The organism is Pseudomonas sp. N-137 (assembly GCF_034555295.1).
Lineage (GTDB): Bacteria > Pseudomonadota > Gammaproteobacteria > Pseudomonadales > Pseudomonadaceae > Aquipseudomonas > Aquipseudomonas rhizophila.
In genome coordinates this window covers 959,069-975,117 of sequence record NZ_JAXUDQ010000030.1, presented here as the reverse complement: position 1 = coordinate 975,117, position 16,049 = coordinate 959,069, and the positions used below count along the sequence as shown (strand labels likewise).

Below are 16,049 nucleotides of genomic sequence, written 5' to 3'. Positions count from 1 at the left end.
AGAACTGAACATGCCTGCAGCAACCGCCACCAGCCCCTGGTACAAGCATCTCTGGCCGTGGATCATCATTGCGATCCTCGCCTGCTCGGTGACGCTGAGTCTGACCATGGTGACCATCGCCGTGAACAACCCGGACAACCTGGTCAACGACAACTACTACGAAGCCGGCAAGGGCATCAACCGCTCCCTGGAGCGCGAACTGCTGGGCCAGACCCTGCAACTGCATGCCAACGTGCAACTGGATGACGTCACCGGCGAAGTGAACCTGCGCCTGAGCGGCGACAGCCGGCCCCAGACCCTGGAACTGAGCCTGATCTCGCCCACCCAGCCGGAGAAGGATCGCAAGATCGTCCTGACGCGCAACGACAGCGAGCCGGGACGGTATGTCGGTCAATTGACGGACAAGATCGAAGGCCGGCGCTTTGTCGAATTGCTGGGGGTGGAGAACGACAAGACCTGGCGCCTGTTCGAAGAAGAGCAGATCAACCATGACCAGGCCATCCTGCTCGGCGATGAACCGCTGCAAGGCGCTGAAGACCTGAAGAAATAGACGGCTGCGCTGCGCGCAATCGCGAGCAGGCTCGCTCCCACATTGAGGTGTCGTTAGGTTCAATTCACAACGACGCAGACCTGTGGGAGCGAGCCTGCTCGCGAAAAGGCCTTCAGATGCCAGAAAGTTTCGATATGTGAATACCTCATGACCACCCCACTGCCTTGCTACCACTGCGCCCTGCCCGTCCCCCCAGGCAGTCGCTTCACCGCCGTTGTCCTGGGTGAAACCCGTGAGCTGTGCTGCCCGGGCTGCCAGGCGGTGGCCGAGGCCATTGTCGCTGGTGGTTTGGAAAGCTATTACCAGCATCGCAGCGAAGCGTCGGCCAACCCCGAAACCCTGCCGGTCCAGTTGACCGATGAGCTGGCGCTGTACGACCGCCCGGACGTGCAGCAGTCGTTCGTGCGCCATGAAGGCGAGCTGGCCGAAACCACGCTGCTGATCGAAGGCATCAGTTGCGCCGCCTGCGGCTGGCTGATCGAAAAACAACTGCGCAGCCTGCCCGCCGTGGCCGAGGCGCGGCTGAACCTGTCCAATCACCGCTTGCACGTGAGCTGGGCCGACGCTCAATTGCCGCTGAGCACCTTGCTGGCCGAACTGCGCCAGATCGGCTACGTCGCCCATCCCTACCAAGCCGACCAGGCCAGCGAACAACTGGCTGCGCAAAATCGCCTGGCCCTGCGCCAATTGGGCGTAGCCGGTTTGCTCTGGTTCCAGGCGATGATGGCGACCATGGCCACCTGGCCGGAATTCAACATCGACCTGAGCCCGGAGATGCACACCATCCTGCGCTGGGTCGCGCTGTTCCTCACCACACCTATCGTGTTTTATAGCTGCGCGCCGTTCTTCAAGGGCGCGATGCGCGACCTGCGCACCCGACACCTGACCATGGACGTTTCGGTGTCCCTGGCCATTGGCGGCGCCTACGTGGCCGGGATCTGGACGTCCGTCACCGGGGTGGGCGAGCTGTATTTCGATGCCGTGGGCATGTTCGCACTGTTCCTTCTGGCCGGTCGCTACCTGGAACGCCGTGCCCGGGAGCGCACCGCTGCCGCCACCGCACAACTGGTTAATCTGCTGCCGGCCTCGTGCCTGCGCCTGGAGGATAACGGCCAGAGTGAACGCATCCTGCTCAGCGAATTGCGCACCGGCGACCGGGTCCTGGTGCATCCCGGCGCGGTCCTGCCGGCCGACGGCAGAATCCTCGACGGCCAGTCCAGCGTGGACGAATCACTGCTGACCGGCGAATACCTGCCACAACCTCGCCAAGTGGGCGACACGGTGACGGCCGGCACCCTTAACGTGGAAGGCGCCTTGACGGTCCAGGTGTTGGCACTGGGGCAAGACACCCGGCTGTCGGCCATCGTCCGGTTGCTGGAACGAGCCCAGGCCGAGAAGCCGCGGCTGGCGGAAATCGCCGACCGCGCCGCGCAATGGTTCCTGCTGTTCTCCCTGGTCGCTGCGGCGGCCATCGGTGTGCTGTGGTGGCAACTGGATGCCTCTCGCGCCTTCTGGATTGTGCTGGCGATGCTGGTCGCCACCTGCCCTTGCGCACTGTCCCTGGCCACGCCAACCGCTCTTACCGCCGCCACCGGCACGCTGCACAAGCTTGGCCTGCTGCTGACTCGCGGCCATGTGCTGGAGGGCCTGAACCAGATCGACACGGTAATTTTCGACAAGACCGGCACCCTCACCGAAGGGCGTCTGGCGTTGCGCGCCATTCGCACGCTGACAGCCCTGGACAGTGATCAATGCCTGGGCCTGGCCGCTGCCCTGGAAAATCGCTCCGAACACCCCATCGCCCGTGCCTTTGGCCGCGCGCCACTGGCCGCCGAGCATGTGCAAAACACCCCGGGGCTGGGTCTGGAAGGGCTGGTGGGTGACCAGCGCCTGCGCATCGGCCAACCCGGTTTTGTCTGCGAACTCAGTGGCGCAGCGGTGCCGGTGATGCCGGATGAGCCCGGACAATGGTTGCTGCTGGGTGATGACATCGGTCCGTTGGCCTGGTTCGTCCTCGACGACCGCTTGCGTACCGACGCCCCGGCATTGCTGGCCGCCTGCAAAGCGCGGGGCTGGCGCACACTGTTGCTGTCGGGCGACAGTTCGCCCATGGTTGCCAGTGTCGCCGCCGAACTGGGCATCGATGAGGCCCGCGGCGGTTTGCGCCCGGACGACAAACTGGCCGTGTTGCAACAGTTGCACCAGCAGGGCCGCAAGGTGCTGATGCTCGGCGACGGGGTGAACGACGTGCCGGTGCTGGCGGCGGCGGACATCAGTGTCGCCATGGGCTCGGCCACCGATCTTGCCAAGACCAGCGCCGATGCGGTGCTGCTGTCCAACCGTCTCGACGCCCTGATCCACGCCTTCAGCCTGGCCCGGCGCACACGGCGGGTGATCATCGAGAACCTGGTGTGGGCGGCACTGTACAATGGCCTCATGTTGCCGTTCGCCGCCCTCGGCTGGATTACGCCGGTGTGGGCCGCGATCGGCATGTCCATCAGTTCGCTGACCGTGGTGTTGAATGCGCTGAGGCTGACTCGCCAGCCCAAGATGCAGGTTTTCGATGCCTCGCCCGATACCCGCCCGCTGCCGGCCTGAGCCGCGCGGGCATGGAGTTCCGACATGCCAGCTCTTTACGTGATGATCCCGGCCGCACTGCTGATCGTGGCCATTGCCGTCTACATCTTCTTCTGGGCCGTGGACAGCGGGCAGTACGACGACCTCGACGGTCCGGCCCACAGCATTCTGTTCGACGATCAGGATCCGAACCACAAGGCAGCGGTGGACGAAGCCAGCGGCGAGCCCCGCAAGCCGGACGACAAGGCCCCGCCCCATGCTTGATCTGGCGCCATTGTTGGTCTCGGCGCTCATCCTGGGTTTATTGGGCGGCGGCCATTGCCTGGGGATGTGCGGCGGCCTGATGGGCGCCCTGACCCTGGCAATCCCCAAGGAACAGCGCAGCCGGCGCTTTCGATTGCTGCTGGCCTACAACGTTGGGCGGATTCTGAGCTACGCCAGCGCAGGGTTGCTGATCGGCCTGGCTGGTTGGGCCGTGGCCAATAGTCCGGCGGCGATGGTCATGCGCGTGTTGGCCGGCCTGCTGTTGATCGCCATGGGCCTGTACCTGGCGGGCTGGTGGAGCGGCCTGACCCGCATCGAAGGCGTCGGTCGTGGCCTGTGGCGGCATATCCAGCCCGTCGCCAACCGCTTGCTGCCGGTGTCGAGCCTGCCCAGGGCCTTGCTGCTCGGCGCGCTCTGGGGCTGGCTGCCGTGCGGGTTGGTCTACAGCACCCTGCTCTGGTCGGCCAGCCAGGGCGATGCGCTGGACAGCGCGTTGCTGATGCTCGCCTTCGGTCTCGGCACCTGGCCGGTGTTGCTCGCCACGGGCATGGCCGCCGAACGCATCACCGCCCTGTTGCGCAAACGCAGCGTGCGCATGGCCGGCGGGCTGTTGGTGATTGTCTTTGGTATCTGGACCCTGCCAGGGCCGCATCAGCATTGGCTCATGGGGCATTGACCGAGTCGCCGCCATCGCGAGCAGGCTCGCTCCCACACTGGATCGCGGCTGACCCAAACCTCATGAACACCGCAAATCCCTGTGGGAGCGAGCCTGCTCGCGATTGGCCCTCGCCCAGACTCCACCCCCCGTTGACGCAAATCAAAACCGCCCCGCGCCCTCCCTCTTAAACTCTCGCCCATGCCAGCCTATCCGGGAAACGCCCGCATGCTCGACGCCATTCGTTGGGACTCAAACCTGATCCACCGTTACGACTTGGCGGGGCCCCGCTACACCTCGTATCCGACCGCGGCGCAATTCGGCAGCCAGGTGGGGACCTTCGACCTGCTCCACGCCCTGCGCGACAGCCGCAAAGCCTTGAGGCCACTGTCGTTGTATGTGCATGTGCCGTTCTGCGCGAACATTTGCTACTACTGCGCCTGCAACAAAGTCATCACCAAGGACCGCAGCCGCGCCCATGCCTATCTGCAACGCCTGGAACAGGAAATCCAGCTGATCGGCTGCCACCTCGACCCGGCCCAGCGCGTAGAACAGTTGCACCTGGGCGGCGGCACCCCGACGTTCCTCAACCATGACGAACTGCGCCAGTTGATGGCCAGGTTGCGCCAACACTTCAACCTGCTGGAGGACGATTCCGGCGACTACGGGATCGAAATCGATCCCCGGGAAGCCGACTGGTCCACCATGGGCCTGTTGCGGGAACTGGGTTTTAACCGCGTCAGCATCGGCCTGCAGGACCTTGACCCGGCCGTGCAGCGCGCCGTCAACCGCCTGCAAAGCCTGGAAGAAACCCGCGCGGTGATCGAAGCCGCCCGGACCTTGCAGTTCCGTTCGATCAACATCGACCTGATCTACGGGCTGCCCAAACAGACCCCGGAAAATTTCGCCCGCACGGTCCAGGAAGTCATCCAGCTGCAGCCGGACCGGCTTTCGGTGTTCAACTACGCCCACTTGCCGGAACGCTTCATGCCCCAACGCCGCATCAACAGCCAGGACCTGCCCAACCCGGCGCAGAAACTAGCGATGCTGCAAGGCACCATCGAACAACTGACCGCGGCGGGTTATCGCTATATCGGCATGGACCACTTCGCCCTGCCCGACGACGAACTGGCGATTGCCCAGGAAGACGCCACCCTGCAACGCAACTTCCAGGGCTATACCACCCATGGTCACTGCGACCTGATCGGCCTTGGCGTGTCAGCCATCAGCCAGATCGGCGATTTGTACTGCCAGAACAGCAGTGACCTGAGCCATTACCAGAACACCCTGGCCGACGGTCAACTGGCGACCAGTCGCGGGCTGCTGTGCAATGCCGACGATCGGCTGCGGCGCGCGGTGATCCAGCAGTTGATCTGCCATTTCAATTTGCTATTCACCGACATCGAACAAACGTTCAACATCGATTTTCGCGGTTACTTCGCACCGTTGTGGCCACAACTGCAAGAGATGGCTGCGGACGGCCTGATCGAATTGGACAGCAGCCACATCAAGGTACTGCCCGCCGGGCGCCTGCTGGTGCGCTCGGTGTGCATGGTCTTTGATGCCTATCTGGAAGGACACAACCGACAGCGCTTCTCCCGAGTCATCTGAGCGCGACAATTTGACGATGAAAGCCCACTGGCCGGAGTACCTTAGCTGAGTTACCCTTACGGCTTATGTGTGTTTCCCACAAGGATTTAAGAAATGTCCGAGCCAGTCAAACTGCGCGCCCACAACCAGGCCCATTGCAAGGATTGCAGCCTGGCTCCGCTCTGCCTGCCACTTTCATTGAATCTGGAGGATATGGACGCGCTGGACGACATCGTTAAACGGGGCCGACCGTTGAAAAAAGGTGAATTCCTGTTTCGCCAGGGCGACACCTTCGATTCCGTCTATGCCGTGCGCTCGGGCGCCTTGAAAACCTTCAATCTGAGCGATGGCGGCGAAGAACAGCTCACCGGCTTCCACCTGCCCAGCGAGCTGGTGGGTCTGTCGGGCATGGACACCGAAACCCATCCGGTCTCGGCCCAGGCGCTGGAAACCACCTCTGTGTGCGAGATCCCCTTCGATCGCCTGGACGAACTGGCCTTGCAACTGCCGCAACTGCGTCGTCAGTTGATGCGGGTCATGAGCCGGGAGATCCGCGACGATCAGCAAATGATGCTGCTGCTCTCGAAGAAAACCGCCGACGAACGCATCGCCACGTTCCTGGTCAACCTCTCGGCACGTTTCCGCGCTCGCGGGTTTTCGGCCAACCAGTTCCGCCTGAGCATGTCGCGTAACGAAATCGGCAATTACCTGGGCTTGGCGGTGGAAACCGTATCCCGAGTATTCACCCGTTTCCAACAGAACGAGTTGATCGCCGCCGAAGGCAAGGAGATCCATATTCTCGACCCGATCCAGCTCTGCGCCCTGGCGGGTGGCTCGATCGACGGCTGATGAGCATGCGCGCGGCCCAGGTTCGCCTTGCCGCGCTATACTCCGGCGTTTGCAGCCTGCCAGGACACCTAGACGATGGTCTTCGACTCCTTCGATATCAAATCCCTGATCCGCCCCGTGATCGATTTCCCCAAGCCGGGCGTGATCTTTCGCGACATTACCCCACTGTTCCAGTCCCCCACCGCGTTGCGGCTGGTGATGGACAGCTTCGCCCATCGTTATGTCGAGGCCGAGTTCACCCACATCGGCGCGATGGATGCGCGAGGCTTCCTGATCGGCTCAATCCTGGCTTATCAGTTGAACAAGCCCTTGGTGCTGTTTCGCAAGCAAGGCAAGCTGCCGGCGGATGTGCTGGCCGAGGGTTACCAGACCGAATACGGCGAAGCCTTCCTTGAAGTTCACGCCGACAGCCTGTGCGAGGGTGATTCGGTGGTGATGTTCGATGACCTGATCGCCACCGGCGGCACGCTGATCGCCGCCGCCAACCTGATCCGCCGCATGGGCGCCAAGGTCCACGAGGCCGCGGCGATCATCGACCTGCCGGAGTTGCTTGGCTCGCAGCGCCTGGAAGACATGGGGATACCGACGTTCTGCCTGACGCAGTTTTCGTTGAGCGAAAGGTAACGCCCGTCAATAGCACACACACCCCATGTGGGAGCGAGCCTGCTCGCGATAGTGGTGTGTCAGCCGACATCAATGGTGGCTGATCTGCCGCTATCGCGAGCAGGCTCGCTCCCACAGGGTTATTCGTGGCAGTTATAAAGCGATCGGTTTGCGCCCGGCAAACGAATGCGCCAGCGTCCCGCCGTCCACCAGTTCCAGCTCGCCGCCCAGCGGCACGCCATGAGCGATGCGTGAGGCGATCAGGCCCTTATTGTTGAGCAATTGCGCGATGTAGTGGGCGGTGGCTTCGCCTTCGACCGTCGGGTTAGTGGCGAGGATGACTTCGGTGAAAGTCCCGGCCTCTTCGATCCGCGCCATCAGTTGCGGAATGCCGATGGCTTCCGGTCCCAGGCCGTCGAGCGGAGACAAATGCCCCTTGAGCACGAAATAACGGCCGCGAAAACCGGTCTGCTCCACGGCGTACACATCCATGGGACCTTCCACGACGCATAGCAGGCTGTCGTCCCGACGCGGGTCGGCGCATTGCGGGCAGAGGTCGTCTTCAGTGAGGGTGCGGCATAAACGGCAATGCCCTACCCCTTCCATGGCCTGGCTCAGGGCCAGAGCCAGACGCGAACCGCCGCTGCGATCACGCTCAAGCAATTGCAACGCCATGCGCTGGGCAGTTTTCTGACCCACACCCGGCAAAGTTCGCAGGGCGTCGATCAGTTGGCGAATCAAAGGGCTGAAGCTCATGGAGGAAATGTCCGACATAACAACGAGACGCGGTTTATACCCGCGCCTCCGATTAGCGTCAAATACTCAATCCTGCGCCACCCGCACCACCAGCTTGCCGAAGTTGCGCCCTTCAAGCAGGCCGATAAAGGCCTGTGGGGCATTCTCAAGGCCATCGACCACGTCTTCGCGGAACTTGACCTTGCCGTCACGCACCCAAGGCGCCATGGCGCTGATGAACTCCGGCTGACGACCACTGAAATCGTCGAACACGATAAACCCCTGGATCCGCACGCGCTTGGTCAGCAAGGTGCGCTGCAATTGCGGCAAGCGATCCGGGCCGCTAGGGGCTTCATGCTCGTTGTAGGACGCGATCAGGCCACAGAGGGGAATCCGCGCCTTGGCGTTGAGCAGCGGCACCACGGCGTCGAACACCTTGCCACCGACGTTTTCGTAATAGATGTCGATGCCCTTGTCGCAAGCCCGGGCCAGTGCCTCGGCAAAGTCATCGCGCTTGTGATCGACACAGGCGTCGAACCCCAACTCGTCGACCACGTACTTGCATTTCTCGGGGCCGCCGGCCACACCGACCACCCGCAGGCCCTTGATCTTCGCCACCTGGCCGACCACCGAGCCGACTGCGCCCGAGGCCGCCGCGACCACCAGGGTTTCCCCGGCCTTGGGCTGACCGATCTCCATCAGGCCCATGTACGCGGTCATGCCCGGCATGCCCAGCACACCCAGCGCCATCGACGGGCTGGGCAGCCCGGACGGGATCGGAATGACATTGCGGCCATCGCTGACAGTGTGGCTCTGCCACCCCGTAGCGCCCACCACCAGATCCCCCTCCTGAAACTTCGGATGCATCGAACGCTCGACCCGGCTGACAGCACCACCGGTCATCACCTCATCGATTTCCACCGGCGCGGCGTAGGAAGGTGCGTCGCTCATCCGTCCGCGCATGTAAGGGTCCAATGAGAGAAACAGCGTCTTGAGCAGGATCTGCCCCTCCTGCAGCTCCGGCAACGTCACCTGCTCCAGACGGAAGTTGTCCGGGGTGGGAGCACCTGTGGGGCGGGAGGCGAGGACGATGCGCTGGTGGGTGGTCGATGCTTGTGACATGGAAGCGTCTCCTTGATCGTTGAGTGGCACTTACAGGAAGCAGACCATTGCCGGCTGGGCGGCGTTCGATGTTTGTTCAGTGGGTACTGGTGGGAGCAAGGCTTGCCCGCGATGCAGACGCCTCGGTTCGTCGCAGCGGCGCGTCATCGTTCATCGCGGGCAAGCCTTGCTCCCACAGGTAAAGTTTCTAGCGCACTCGCCTTGTGACACAAACAAAAATGCCAGGCGCGATGCCTGGCATTGTATGTAGCCCATCCCGACCGGGATGGCGAGTCAGAACGGCAGTTTCATGCCCGGCGGCAGTTGCATGCCAGCGGTCATGCCGGACATTTTGTCCTGGCTGTTGGCTTCGATCTTGCGCACTGCGTCATTGACGGCGGCGGCGAACAGGGCTTCGAGCATTTCCTTGTCGTCTTCGCTCAGGCCTTCGACCACGCTCGGGTCGATGCTGACACGCTTGATGTCATGGCGACCGGTCATGACCACGGTCACCATGTCGCCGCCGGACTTGCCGGTGACTTCGGCGTTGGCCAGTTCTTCCTGCATCTTGGCCATTTTTTCCTGCATCTGCTGCGCCTGCTTCATCAGGCCGGCCATGCCACCTTTCATCATGGGAATCACCTCGAAAGTACTTGGATAAACACCGCGCCCGGCCCGTTCGGCCTGACGCTTTCAGTTATGAGCCCTGGGTCACCGGGGCCTCGACAGGTTCGATAGTATCGTGACGGACCACGGCACCGAACTGTTGCATCATTTGCTGGATGAACGGATCACCGTGGATCGACTCCTCGGCTTCGCGCTGACGGTCGGCACGGCGGCGGGACGCGGCCTGGGCCGGCGTCTCCTGCTCAGGCTTGATCAGCTCGATGCTCAGCGTCAGCGTGCGCTGGTGATACTGGTTCAGTGCATCGTTGAGACGGCGCTGCTGCGTGGCGTTGAACAGCGCGCTGTGGGCCGGGTCCAGGTGCAGCAGCCAGTGGTCGCCCTCCACGGAGATCAGCGTGCAGTTGGCGGCAATGCTGCCGGTCATGCCGGTAATCGGCAGTTTCGGGAACAGCTCCAGCCATTGCAGGGCCAGCCCGGTAGCCGGCATCGCCGCCGGTTCAGGCTCGGGCTCCGGGGCCGGCTCGGCGGCGTGCTCGCTGGCCAGTTCATCCAGATAGCTGTAGGCCGAATCCATGTCCGGCTCGATGTAATCCTCGTCCAGTGGCGGCTCATCATCCAGGTCCATGCCTGGCGTGGCGACATCAACGTCCGCCACCGTGGGCTCAGGCACCGGTGCAGCCACCCACTCGGGCGCGTCGGGTACCACGCTGTCGGGCGTGGGCATAGGCATCGGTGGCAACTCGGGTTGCTCGGCGACGGTTTCCAGCACCGGTTCCACGGCAGGCTGCTGGACGACCTGAGCCTCGACCGGGTCGTTCCAGGGCAGGTCGACCACTTCTTCAGCGACCGGCTGCGGCAACGCCTCGACGACAGGCTCGGGCTCGGGCTCAGGCGCTGCGACGACAGGCACCGGGGCCGGTTGCTCAACCGCTGCCGGGGCAGAGGCCACTGCCGGCGCAACGACGGGCGCGGCAGCCACTGGCTTGGCGGAATCAGCTGTGGCCTGGCTGATCCCCACTGGCTTTAGCGGTTGCCTCGGGGAGTTGTCCGTGTCGGCTGGCCGGAACGCGAGCATTCGCAGCAGCACCATTTCGAAACCACCGCGCGGATCCGGCGCCAGGGGTAGGTCGCGCCGACCGATCAGCCCCATCTGGTAGTAGAACTGCACGTCTTCGGCCGGCAGCGCCTGAGCCAATGCCAGCACCCGATCGCGGTCGCCATGACCGTTGTCGACCCCCTCGGGCAAGGCCTGGGCGATGGCGACACGGTGCAACACGTTGAGAATCTCCGAAAGCACGCCATTCCAGTCCGGCCCCTGCTCGGCCAGGTGACGCACCGCTTCGAGCAACGCCTTGGCGTCACCGTCGATCAGCGCATGCAACACGTCGTAGACCTGGCCGTGGTCGAGGGTGCCAAGCATGGCCCGCACATCGGCAGCCATGACCTTGCCTTCACCAAAGGCAATGGCCTGGTCGGTCAGGCTCATGGCGTCACGCATCGAACCATCGGCGGCGCGACCCAGCAGCCACAGCGCATCGTCTTCGAACGGTACGTTCTCGACACCCAACACGTGGGTCAGATGCTCGACCACCCGCTCCGGGGTCATGTTCTTAAGGGAGAACTGCAGGCAGCGGGACAAAATCGTTGCAGGAAGCTTCTGCGGGTCGGTGGTCGCCAGGATGAACTTGACGTAGGGCGGCGGCTCTTCGAGGGTCTTGAGCAGCGCATTGAAGGAATGGCTGGAAAGCATGTGCACTTCGTCGATCAGGTAGACCTTGAAGCGCCCACGGCTTGGCGCGTACTGCACGTTGTCGAGCAGTTCACGGGTGTCTTCGACCTTGGTGCGGCTGGCGGCGTCGATCTCGATCAGGTCGACGAAACGGCCTTCGTCGATTTCCCGGCATACCGAGCACTCGCCACACGGCGTCGAGGTAATACCGGTTTCACAATTCAGGCACTTGGCGATGATCCGCGCGATGGTCGTCTTGCCGACGCCGCGCGTGCCGGTGAACAGGTAGGCGTGATGCAGCCGCTGGCTGTCCAAGGCATTGATCAGGGCCTTGAGCACATGGGTCTGGCCGACCATTTCGCGGAACGAGCGCGGACGCCATTTGCGTGCAAGAACCTGATAACTCATCGAAAACCATCGCCACTGGAAAGCAGAAGCGGCTAATGCTAGCGGAGCAGGGGCGAAATTGCATCCGGTGTGCTCGTCTAATCTGTCTAAGCTTGGGTCAGGGGCCTGGTTGCCGACAGGATTTTGCACCATCAGGAGAGTTTATGCGTTCGGCCATGGGGGCTTTGCTGTTATTGGGTTCAGGGTGTTTTGCTGGCGAAATCCCGTTGCGTTTCGCCATTACCGACAGTTGGGCCATGCCCATGGTGCAGACTGAAGAAGGTCGCCCGATCCAGGGTATCATCCCCGACGTAATGACCCGCCTGGCGGCCCAGGTGGGGATGTCGGCACAGTTTCATGTGCTGGCCCGCGCCCGGCTGGACAATGCCATGAACCACGGCGAAGTCGACGTACGGTGTTATGTCACCCCCGAGTGGGTAAAGGATACGGGTGGCAATTACCTGTGGAGCGTCCCGCTGTTTTTCCAGCGCGACGTGCTGGTGGGCACGGCCAGCTCCCCCAAGGTGGTGACGCCCGCCACCCTGCCCCACCAGCCGGTCGGAACCGTCCTCAGCTATACCTACCCGACCTTGCAGCCGTTATTTGACGGCGGGCATCTGCGACGTGACGATGCACGCAGCCAGGAACAAGTCCTGGCCAAGCTTCTGGCCGGGCGCTATCGCTACGCGGTGAGCAATCAATGGGCGCTGGACTGGTTCAATCAACGACATCCCCCAGACCGGCAACTGCGTGCCGTGGCAGTTCTCCAGGAGCGCGGGCTGGGCTGTTATGTGCGCGATGATCAAAACATTCCGGCCCAACGCATTCTGCGCACCTTATTGAAGATGAAAACGTCGGGGGAAATCGACGCGATCATCCAGTCCTACACCGGACATAAAGAATCGCCGCAAGCCGGATCCGATTCGCCCTGAACGTCCGACTGATGCTGCCATTGCGGCGGCGAAACAAATCCTTTCACCCAGCCAGGCACCTGGTCGGGTGGCATGGGCCGGGCGATGAAATAGCCTTGGGCCACTTCGCAGCCCAGGCGCAGCAGCAATTGACCATGCTCCAGGCTGTCCAGCCCCTCCGCCACCACCTGGCGCCCAAACGCCCTGGCCAAACCGATGACCGCTTCGGTCAGCGCCAGATCATCGCGGTCATTGAGTATGTCGCGGACAAAGGTCTTGTCGATCTTGATGGTCTGCGTGCGCAGGTGTTTGAGGTCATTGAGCGAACAGTATCCCGTGCCGAAACCGCCCAGGGAAAACCCCACGCCCAAGGCCTGGCACGCCTGGAGACAGGCGCTGACGTGGGCAAGGTTTTCCACCGCCAAGGATTCAACGATCTGCAGATCCAGCATGCGCGGCGACACCGCCGGGTGCCGTTGCAGCACCTGCCGCAACCGCTCGACGAAATCTGCCCGCTGGAAATGCCGCGCCGAGATATTGATGCTCACCGGCCAGACTTGCCCCGCGTGCTGCCATTGCCGCAACTGAATCAGCACCTGCTCCATGACCCACTCACCGATCTCGACGATCAGGTCGGTTTCCTCCACCAGCGGCAGGAACTCCCGGGGCGGTACCAGGCCCCGTTGGGGGTGTTTCCAGCGCAGCAGCGCCTCGAGCCCCACCACCGTGCCATGGCGCATGTTGACCTTGGGCTGAAAATGCAGGCGCAATTCGTTGCCGGCCATGGCCTGCCGCACCCGCTCGACGGTCTGGTAAGTGGCCCGCACTTCCTGGTCCCGGGACACGTCGAACAAATGAAAGCGATTGCGGCCGCTCTGCTTGGCCACGTACATCGCCTGGTCGGCGTGGCGCAACAAGGTATCGGCGTCTTCGTTGTCACCGGGAAACAGGGTGACGCCAATGCTGGCGAAGACCTTGATGGCCTTGCCATCAATGGCATACGGCATGGAGACGGCAATCAGCACCCGGTTCAACGCGGCATGCAATTCCTCAAGCCCGCATACATGGCGCAGTACCAGCACAAACTCATCGCCGGCCAACCGCGCCACCACATCCTCCCCCCGCACGATGCTGCGCAGACGCCGGGCGACCTCCACCAGCAACTGGTCACCACTGGCATGGCCGTGGCCGTCGTTCACAGCCTTGAAGCCATCCAGGTCAAGCATGCACACCGCCAGGGGCAAGCTCTGCGCCCTGGAAAATTCCAGGGCCTGATCCAGCAGGTCGGACAGGTAGGTGCGGTTGGGCAACCCGGTCAACACGTCGTGACCGACCCGCCATTGCAGCGAATGCAACAACTGACGCTTCTCGCTGACATCAAAACGAATCGCCAGATAGCGCTCGATCTGACCGGTCGCATCGTCGATCACCGGCACCAGAGTGGTATCGACCCAATGCAGCGTACCGTCCTTGGCCCGGTTGCAGATCTCACCCTTCCAGACCTGCCCCAGGGCGATGGTGCGCCACATGGCGCTGAAGAACTCGTCCGGGTGCTGGCCGGAGTTGATCAGGCGATGGTTAGCCCCCAACAGCTCATCGCGCGGGTAGCCAAAAAGCTTACAGAACTGGTCGTTGACGTAGGTAATGCGCCCGCTCAGATCGGTTTCAGAAAAAATCGCGGCGGCGTCAACGGCTCTGCGGTACTTCTTATCCATCGAAGCAGTCATCCATGAGTCAGGCTCATTTGTCGCGCGCGGTTGCACCGCCCCAGGACAGGCGAAAAATCAACTAGGCTCAAACACCTTGAGATACGCTGGAGCGCGGGCCGTGGCGGTGCTACCTGAAGGCGCCAAGCGTCGCCTTGTGTACAACAAGAAAACGCAAGGCTCGCCTTTTTCGCACATCCAGGCTTCTGAAGCAGGTCACCAAATGCCCGTGCCAAAGGCCGATTCTACGAAACACATCACATTTTGCAAAGCAAGGTGATGGATCATGCGGTTGCCTAATGCAAAAATCTATCGTTAAGTTCTTGATTCTAAATGGGAATTAAGCGATGCAAATTTCAAGTTTGGGTCCGGCCATCAGACGCTATCGCAAAGTAGCGGGGCTTACTCAGGCTGAACTTGGCGAAAAAACCGGTTTTGACCCCAAAACCATCAGCCGCTTCGAAACCGGCACCTACACCCCGAGCATGGAAGCCTTGGTCTTGCTTGCCGACAAACTGGATGTGCAGCTCAAAGCATTTTTTGCCGACATGGACGATGAGGACGAACAGCGAGCGTACCTGTTTGGTGTCATACACAGAGCCACCGCGAAGGATCTGGGGAAGCTGATTGCGGCGGTAGACCAGGCACTGTCGAAGCCTTGAAGCAGACATGAAAAAAGAGGAGTCCGGGCTGTCGGTGTGCGACGGATCGGGTTCCTCTTTGGCTTTTTTGCTTGTTCGCTGTCCGGCTCTATTGAAAGGCTACTGTCACAAATTCCGAAGTGTATCCATCCGATCATGCAAGACACGAATCACCGCAATCCCATAAGCCGTGATCCGAAAGTAAATCATGTGTCGTTCGACACTACGTCGGCGATAACCAGTTCGAACATGGTCACAGGCTGGAGCTATCTTAGGCTGCTGCGCCAGTTCAGAAAACGCCGCAATGATGGTATCAACGTATCGATTGGCCTGCGCCACGCCCCATCGTTGGGCGGTATAGGTCCAGACAATTTCAAGATCACGCTCGGCGGCAGGTGTAAGGCGGTATTCAGCCATGCGCTGTCAGCATTCTCTTCTTGAACGCATCGGGATCGAATGGTTGAGGTTTTCCACTGGATTCACCCTCTTTCAGGGCGGACCGGATAGCCTCAAGTTCAGCGCTACGCTCCTGCTCGCGCCGAATCAGATCGCGAATGTATTCGCTATCATTGGTGTAGTGACCCGCTTCGATCTGAGCCTTGATCCAGCCGTCTTGTTGGTCGGTGACGGTGATGGTTTTTCGAACGGTACCCATGATGAGCCTCGGGAAAATGATCGACTCACGCAAAATTATCATACTATTGGTGCGATATCGAGAACGAGCACTGCAAAGGCCCGTACGCAAATCCTTTGCCCCCTCCAGTCAAAAAGCCCCACTGCGCAGCAACGCACTGGAGCTCTTTGCTTTCCATCAGGCAGCAGAAAATATCGACCGGTAATCGATCAACAAACAAAGTAGATAAGAAAATTCGACAAACCTTGCGAACGAAGGCCTGGGCGTTATGGAGGCAACCCCACCAGCCACACCCCGGCACACAATGTTCCCGCTGTGGCTGCTTCCTTCCGGATCTGACCAGGTTCACGGGTAATCGTTGCGGGGGGACCGATGGGGTCACCATAACGACGCCCGCCTGACGGCGAGCCGCGCCATTGTACCTATCTGACGAGAAGTTACAACCGTTCGCGCCGGATTAAAAAACTGAAGATGTTCAAGCACTTGCCTG

At 61.7% G+C, this 16,049-nt stretch carries 16 protein-coding genes and 1 other RNA gene; 9 read left to right on the top strand and 8 right to left on the bottom strand.

Features of this window, described 5'->3' with window-relative positions:
- Positions 1-10 precede the first annotated feature (10 nt).
- From T3A99_RS25485 to T3A99_RS25455, 7 genes are all read left to right on the top strand, one after another.
- Positions 11-550 carry a FixH family protein gene (locus T3A99_RS25485; RefSeq protein ID WP_047227181.1) on the top strand — a complete coding sequence of 180 codons (540 nt, stop codon included), beginning with the start codon at positions 11-13 and terminating at the stop codon, positions 548-550.
- Between the two features lie 147 nt (positions 551-697).
- Positions 698-3,148 carry a heavy metal translocating P-type ATPase gene (locus T3A99_RS25480; protein WP_274090249.1) on the top strand — a complete coding sequence of 817 codons (2,451 nt, stop codon included), beginning with the start codon at positions 698-700 and terminating at the stop codon, positions 3,146-3,148.
- Positions 3,149-3,172: 24 nt separating this feature from the next.
- Positions 3,173-3,391, top strand: a complete 219-nt coding sequence (gene ccoS, locus T3A99_RS25475; RefSeq protein WP_047227179.1) for a cbb3-type cytochrome oxidase assembly protein CcoS — start codon at positions 3,173-3,175, stop codon at positions 3,389-3,391.
- The gene (locus T3A99_RS25470) at positions 3,384-4,067 is read left to right on the top strand and encodes a sulfite exporter TauE/SafE family protein (protein WP_076385628.1); all 684 of its coding nucleotides are present in this window, start codon (positions 3,384-3,386) and stop codon (positions 4,065-4,067) included. The genes ccoS and T3A99_RS25470 overlap by 8 nt, the downstream gene beginning before the upstream one ends.
- Before the next feature lie 207 nt (positions 4,068-4,274).
- A complete protein-coding gene (gene hemN / locus T3A99_RS25465; RefSeq protein WP_160891999.1) occupies positions 4,275-5,657 on the top strand; it encodes an oxygen-independent coproporphyrinogen III oxidase in 1,383 nt (460 codons plus the stop codon).
- 93 nt (positions 5,658-5,750) lie between these two features.
- A complete protein-coding gene (gene fnr, locus T3A99_RS25460) occupies positions 5,751-6,485 on the top strand; it encodes a fumarate/nitrate reduction transcriptional regulator Fnr (RefSeq protein ID WP_047227176.1) in 735 nt (244 codons plus the stop codon).
- Between the two features lie 75 nt (positions 6,486-6,560).
- Entirely contained in the window at positions 6,561-7,109 is a 549-nt protein-coding gene (locus T3A99_RS25455; RefSeq protein WP_041020481.1) for an adenine phosphoribosyltransferase, read from the top strand.
- 132 nt (positions 7,110-7,241) lie between these two features.
- Here T3A99_RS25455 and recR read toward each other — a convergent pair whose 3' ends face one another.
- The 4 genes from recR to dnaX all read right to left on the bottom strand — a co-directional run bounded on the left by recR (position 7,242) and on the right by dnaX (position 11,688).
- Complete coding sequence (gene recR / locus T3A99_RS25450) at positions 7,242-7,844, bottom strand: recombination mediator RecR (RefSeq protein ID WP_047227281.1); 603 nt, start codon at positions 7,842-7,844, stop codon at positions 7,242-7,244.
- 66 nt (positions 7,845-7,910) lie between these two features.
- Positions 7,911-8,945, bottom strand: a complete 1,035-nt coding sequence (locus T3A99_RS25445) for an NADP-dependent oxidoreductase (protein ID WP_139050725.1) — start codon at positions 8,943-8,945, stop codon at positions 7,911-7,913.
- A 273-nt stretch (positions 8,946-9,218) separates the two neighbouring features.
- Positions 9,219-9,557 (bottom strand): YbaB/EbfC family nucleoid-associated protein, encoded by a 339-nt coding sequence (locus tag T3A99_RS25440; protein ID WP_003183512.1) that lies wholly within the window; start codon positions 9,555-9,557, stop codon positions 9,219-9,221.
- Positions 9,558-9,621: 64 nt separating this feature from the next.
- Entirely contained in the window at positions 9,622-11,688 is a 2,067-nt protein-coding gene (gene dnaX / locus T3A99_RS25435; protein WP_173407151.1) for a DNA polymerase III subunit gamma/tau, read from the bottom strand.
- A gap of 143 nt (positions 11,689-11,831) precedes the next feature.
- Here dnaX and T3A99_RS25430 point away from each other — a divergent pair, with 143 nt between their 5' ends.
- Positions 11,832-12,599 carry a substrate-binding periplasmic protein gene (locus tag T3A99_RS25430; protein ID WP_322834922.1) on the top strand — a complete coding sequence of 256 codons (768 nt, stop codon included), beginning with the start codon at positions 11,832-11,834 and terminating at the stop codon, positions 12,597-12,599.
- Here the strand turns inward: T3A99_RS25430 and T3A99_RS25425 are convergent.
- Positions 12,551-14,293 (bottom strand): putative bifunctional diguanylate cyclase/phosphodiesterase, encoded by a 1,743-nt coding sequence (locus T3A99_RS25425; protein ID WP_322834921.1) that lies wholly within the window; start codon positions 14,291-14,293, stop codon positions 12,551-12,553. The genes T3A99_RS25430 and T3A99_RS25425 overlap by 49 nt on opposite strands.
- Before the next feature lie 338 nt (positions 14,294-14,631).
- Here T3A99_RS25425 and T3A99_RS25420 point away from each other — a divergent pair, with 338 nt between their 5' ends.
- Positions 14,632-14,946, top strand: coding sequence for a helix-turn-helix domain-containing protein (locus T3A99_RS25420; protein WP_047227171.1), 315 nt, complete (start codon positions 14,632-14,634; stop codon positions 14,944-14,946).
- A 105-nt stretch (positions 14,947-15,051) separates the two neighbouring features.
- Here the strand turns inward: T3A99_RS25420 and T3A99_RS25415 are convergent, their stop codons facing one another.
- The 3 genes from T3A99_RS25415 to ffs form a co-directional block, all read right to left on the bottom strand.
- Positions 15,052-15,342: a type II toxin-antitoxin system RelE/ParE family toxin gene (locus tag T3A99_RS25415; RefSeq protein WP_076385640.1), complete on the bottom strand. Its 291-nt coding sequence runs from the start codon at positions 15,340-15,342 to the stop codon at positions 15,052-15,054.
- Positions 15,335-15,580, bottom strand: coding sequence for a type II toxin-antitoxin system ParD family antitoxin (locus T3A99_RS25410; RefSeq protein ID WP_047227170.1), 246 nt, complete (start codon positions 15,578-15,580; stop codon positions 15,335-15,337). Before T3A99_RS25410 ends, T3A99_RS25415 begins: the two co-directional genes overlap by 8 nt.
- Positions 15,581-15,837: 257 nt before the next feature.
- Positions 15,838-15,934: signal recognition particle sRNA small type (ffs, locus tag T3A99_RS25405), an RNA gene on the bottom strand.
- Positions 15,935-16,049: the final 115 nt, after the last annotated feature.

Coding starts and splice junctions, on each gene's coding strand:
- T3A99_RS25485 (WP_047227181.1), top strand. CDS start 11: ATGCCTGCAGCAACCGCCACCAGCCCCTGGTACAAGCATCTCTGGCCG.
- T3A99_RS25480 (WP_274090249.1), top strand. CDS start 698: ATGACCACCCCACTGCCTTGCTACCACTGCGCCCTGCCCGTCCCCCCA.
- ccoS (WP_047227179.1), top strand. CDS start 3,173: ATGCCAGCTCTTTACGTGATGATCCCGGCCGCACTGCTGATCGTGGCC.
- T3A99_RS25470 (WP_076385628.1), top strand. CDS start 3,384: ATGCTTGATCTGGCGCCATTGTTGGTCTCGGCGCTCATCCTGGGTTTA.
- hemN (WP_160891999.1), top strand. CDS start 4,275: ATGCTCGACGCCATTCGTTGGGACTCAAACCTGATCCACCGTTACGAC.
- fnr (WP_047227176.1), top strand. CDS start 5,751: ATGTCCGAGCCAGTCAAACTGCGCGCCCACAACCAGGCCCATTGCAAG.
- T3A99_RS25455 (WP_041020481.1), top strand. CDS start 6,561: ATGGTCTTCGACTCCTTCGATATCAAATCCCTGATCCGCCCCGTGATC.
- recR (WP_047227281.1), bottom strand. CDS start 7,844: ATGAGCTTCAGCCCTTTGATTCGCCAACTGATCGACGCCCTGCGAACT.
- T3A99_RS25445 (WP_139050725.1), bottom strand. CDS start 8,945: ATGTCACAAGCATCGACCACCCACCAGCGCATCGTCCTCGCCTCCCGC.
- T3A99_RS25440 (WP_003183512.1), bottom strand. CDS start 9,557: ATGATGAAAGGTGGCATGGCCGGCCTGATGAAGCAGGCGCAGCAGATG.
- dnaX (WP_173407151.1), bottom strand. CDS start 11,688: ATGAGTTATCAGGTTCTTGCACGCAAATGGCGTCCGCGCTCGTTCCGC.
- T3A99_RS25430 (WP_322834922.1), top strand. CDS start 11,832: ATGCGTTCGGCCATGGGGGCTTTGCTGTTATTGGGTTCAGGGTGTTTT.
- T3A99_RS25425 (WP_322834921.1), bottom strand. CDS start 14,293: ATGGATAAGAAGTACCGCAGAGCCGTTGACGCCGCCGCGATTTTTTCT.
- T3A99_RS25420 (WP_047227171.1), top strand. CDS start 14,632: ATGCAAATTTCAAGTTTGGGTCCGGCCATCAGACGCTATCGCAAAGTA.
- T3A99_RS25415 (WP_076385640.1), bottom strand. CDS start 15,342: ATGGCTGAATACCGCCTTACACCTGCCGCCGAGCGTGATCTTGAAATT.
- T3A99_RS25410 (WP_047227170.1), bottom strand. CDS start 15,580: ATGGGTACCGTTCGAAAAACCATCACCGTCACCGACCAACAAGACGGC.